This window comes from Pseudoalteromonas sp. ESRF-bin5 (genome assembly GCF_002632075.1).
Lineage (GTDB): Bacteria > Pseudomonadota > Gammaproteobacteria > Enterobacterales > Alteromonadaceae > Pseudoalteromonas > Pseudoalteromonas marina.
In genome coordinates this window covers 1-4,073 of the sequence record NZ_NTLW01000195.1, presented here as the reverse complement: position 1 = coordinate 4,073, position 4,073 = coordinate 1, and the positions used below count along the sequence as shown (strand labels likewise).

The following is a 4,073-nucleotide window of genomic DNA, read 5'->3' as shown; positions in this document are numbered from 1 at the left end:
CGCGTAGTGCAACACAATCTATGATCCCAACTAAAACAGGTGCTGCTGCAGCCGTTGGCTTAGTACTTCCAGAGCTTGCGGGTAAATTAGACGGTATGTCGGTACGTGTACCTACTATTAATGTTTCTTTAGTTGATTTTACGTTTATTACTAAGCGCGAAACAACTGCTGAAGAAATTAACGAAGTAATGAAAGCCGCAGCAACAGGTTCAATGAAAGAAATTTTAGAGTACAACGAGCTTCCGCTTGTTTCTATTGATTTTAATCACAACTCTGCGTCATCAATTTTTGATGCAACGCAAACAAAAGCTGAAGGCAAACTAGTTAAAGTAATGGCTTGGTACGATAACGAGTGGGGCTTCTCAAACCGCATGTTAGACCAAGTTAAAGCATTAGGTCAGTACTTATAATTGACCCTGTAAAAGTTTAGCTTTATCCAACCAAGCCTGCATTATGCAGGCTTTTTTTTTCTTAATTTATACCAATTCGTTTAATAAGGTGCTTAATGCTTTAAAGCTAGGGCGCGATGCAATAACGCTGTTGGTAGAACGCGTTGCTATATCGGACATTTTACCAAACAATTCGTCTTGCTTAACTGCAGCGCTAACAGTACTTAGTAAATCCTCTATTAAACAACCAAAAGCGCGGACTTCTATTAATTGTATTTGCTGTTGCTGATATTCGCTAAGCATAGCTAGATTTGTAGCTGCTCCAAAATCACCAAATAAAACGTCATAGTGTTCATTTATCATGGTGTTATGGGCGTAAATATCGCCGTGGCTTACCTTATTCGTATGAAGGTGAGTAAGCGTATTTGCCATTTGTTTTGCTATTTTATAAACAGCTTCTATTGAGTAGTTGCAACCGTCATTAAACGTATCGCGTGTACATGTTTCTAAACTTGGTGGTAACCCTAAATTAGTATAATTGGTATCTATTAACTCCATTACTAAGCCAAGTTGTTCACTTTGCTCTATGTAGCTTAATACCTTTATTAAGTTTGCATGATTAGCAGCTTGTAGGCAGCAATTCACCTCATCAAGTGGGTAACCATCGCTGGTGATCGCGCCTTTAAAAAGTTTCACTGCAACATTATTACGTTCTGCTTTTGCAAGATGAATAACACCCGATGCGCCTTGGCCTATTACTTTTTTAAGCTGAAAATTTTCAAGTGGAGTATTTTTCAACGTACTTTTAGTTAAGCACTGCGCTTTATTAAAGTTGTTACCTGCAAAAGCAAGCCAAGCAAGTTTTGGTAATTCTAGTAGCCAGTCATCGAGTTTTGTTAGGTTATTTGCAGAGAGCCTTACAAGCTCTAAGCTAGTGCAATTAGCCATACTTATCGGTAATTTTTTTAGGTTATTACCCGCAAGTGCAAGCTTTTTAAGCTGGTTGTAATTACCAAAATCGTCAGGTAATTCGTGTAAGTTATTATCGGTGAGAATAAGCCACTCAATATTTTTTGGCAGGCTGTTTGGTGCAAACTCCGATATTTGGTTGCCTTTAAACGCAACCATAATTAAAGCAGGGCATTTAGCCAATACTGTGGGTATATGTTTAAATTGATTAAACGACAAAAACACACGCTTAAGGCGATGCAAACACGCAAACTCGTCTGGTAAATCACTTAAATTATTATTAGAAAGATCAAGTACTTCAAGTGTATCGGCAAGCTTAAAAATGTCTGTGGGAAACTTAGATAGTTGCTCAACCAGCTGTAAGTGCTTTGCACCGGCTAACTTACCAGCCTTTAGCTCTGAAAGGGTATTCATTAATTTATAAAGCCCTGTAAATAAAAAAGCCAACATGGCTGTTGGCTTTAATTAACATGTAGATGAGGTTTAGAATTGCGCGTTATGATAAACGTTTTGTACGTCGTCACAATCTTCTAGCATTGCTAAAAAGCGCTCCATTACTTCAACATCTTCACCTTCAATTGGCGCTTCTACTTGTGGTACAAACGCAATTAAGTCTTCGTCAAATTCCGAAATGCCCATTTCTTCTAATGCAGTACGTGTGTTGTTGTATTCAGTATGAGGTGCGAATACGGTTACTTTACCGCTGTCTACTTCTACATCGGTTACATCAACGTCAGCCATCATAAGCGCTTCAAGAACAGCTTCATCATCGTCGCCATCAAAAACAAAAATAGCTAAGTGATCAAATAAATGTGACACCGAGTTTTGTGCGCCAATTTTAGCATTTGCTTTTGTAAAACAAACGCGTACGTCTGCAAATGTACGTTTGTTGTTATCGGTTAAACAATCAACAATAATCATACAGTTACCAGGGCCGTAACCTTCGTAACGTGTTGCTGCGTAGTCTTCACCGCCGCCGCCTTTTGCTTTTTCAATTGCGCGTTCAATTACGTGTGCTGGTACTTGGTCTTTTTTTGCACGTTCAATTAAACGGCGTAATGATAGATTACCATCTGTATCTACACCGCCATTTTTAGCACAAATATAAATTTCTTTACCGTACTTAGAGTAAACTTTAGTTTTAGCACCCGCAGTTTTAGCCATTGAATCTTTTTTGTTTTGGTAAGCTCTTCCCATCTGCGTTTCGCCTTAATTTTATAAATAACTGAAAAAATAATAGACCGTATTCTAAAGGTAAATGGCATTAAGGGCTAGTACGGAATGGGGAACATTAATAGTAAAAAAGTTAAAATAGCCATTTGCATAAAATAAAACAGCCCGCTGTTGCGGGCTGTTTAGTATTTGTTTACATACGTATTAGTGTAATTACCAAATACGAACGCGTTCTTCTTCTGGCAAATACAAGGCATCACCAGGTTTAACGTCAAATGCTTTGTACCAAGCATCGTGGTTACGTGGTGCTTGTGCTCTAAAGCGACCTGGTGCATGCGTACCACCGCGTAGTTGATTTAACATACTTTGCTCAGTACGTTTTTCTTTCCATACTTGTGCCCAAGCTAAAAAGAAACGTTGATCGCCTGTTACACCGTCAATGACAGGCGCTTCTTTACCATTTAGGCTTAGTTTGTATGCGTGGTAAGCCATGGCTAAACCACCCACATCACCAATATTTTCGCCTAAGCTATTACGCCCGTTTACAAAGTTACCTTCAATAGGTTCGTATTTACTGTACTGTGCGGCAAGTTGGTCTGCTTTTGCATCAAATGCAGCACGGTCTTCGTCTGTCCACCAGTTACGTTGAATACCGTTAGCATCAGATTTTGAACCCTGATCATCAAATCCATGACCCATTTCGTGGCCAATCACAGCACCAATGCCGCCGTAGTTAACCGCTGGATCGGCATTTGGATCAAAAAACGGAGGTTGTAATATAGCGGCTGGAAATACAATTTCGTTAAACGAGCTATTGTAGTATGCATTTACACGTTGTGGTGTCATGCCCCAACGGTTACGGTCAGTTTTTTGTAGTTCTTTTTCTACGCTTTCAGCGCGGAAAAATTCACGCATGTTTTTAACGTTACCTACTAAATCGTTTTGGCTAATAGTTAAACCATCGTAAGACTGCCATACATCTGGGTAACCAATTTTTGGAACAAATGCTGCTAACTTAGCACGTGCGTTTACCTTCGTTTCAGCGCCCATCCAATCAAGATTATCAATTCGCTCACCTAATGCTGAACGCAGGTTTTCAACCAGTTCAGACATTTGTTGTTTAGATGATTCAGGAAAGTATTGGTCAACGTAAATTTTACCAATAGCAAAGCCAAGCGAGCTTGTGCCCGACATTTCGTTAATTGCACGTTTCCAGCGAGGGCGTGGTTCTTGCTGGCCGTTTAGTTCTTTGCCATAAAATGCAAAACGTGTATTAAAAATATCTTCAGAAAGTAAACCTGCATTACCGCTAATTGCATGGTAGGTTAAGTAGTCTTTCCAAACCGCTAAATCTTCATTATTGATAAGCTCAATCATGGCTTTAACCGGTTCAGGCTGAGATACATTAAGTTGAGGAACTTTGTATCCTGTTTGCTCAAAATATACATCCCAGTTAAAACCAGGGTATGTAGAGGCTAAATCTTCACGCTTAATTTGATTTAACGACAGGTCGCGATTACGTCGTTTTTCGCGCGGCCAATG

General features: G+C 39.5%; 3 protein-coding genes and 1 pseudogene. 1 reads left to right on the top strand and 3 read right to left on the bottom strand.

All coding sequences use genetic code 11. The features are described from left to right. A pseudogene (locus BCG07_RS11855) lies at window positions 1-410 on the top strand (erythrose-4-phosphate dehydrogenase); the annotation flags it as partial. Window positions 411-476: 66 nt separating this feature from the next. Here the strand turns inward: BCG07_RS11855 and BCG07_RS11850 are convergent. From BCG07_RS11850 to BCG07_RS11840, 3 genes are all read right to left on the bottom strand, one after another. Then, complete coding sequence (locus tag BCG07_RS11850) at window positions 477-1,808, bottom strand: leucine-rich repeat domain-containing protein (RefSeq protein ID WP_502694069.1); 1,332 nt, start codon at window positions 1,806-1,808, stop codon at window positions 477-479. Window positions 1,809-1,841: 33 nt separating this feature from the next. Then, on the bottom strand, window positions 1,842-2,555 hold the full coding sequence (locus tag BCG07_RS11845) for a YebC/PmpR family DNA-binding transcriptional regulator (RefSeq protein ID WP_006794578.1): 714 nt from the start codon (window positions 2,553-2,555) through the stop codon (window positions 1,842-1,844). A gap of 189 nt (window positions 2,556-2,744) precedes the next feature. Next, window positions 2,745-4,073: M13 family metallopeptidase (locus BCG07_RS11840; RefSeq protein ID WP_286890275.1), on the bottom strand; the 1,329-nt coding region annotated here is incomplete at its 5' end.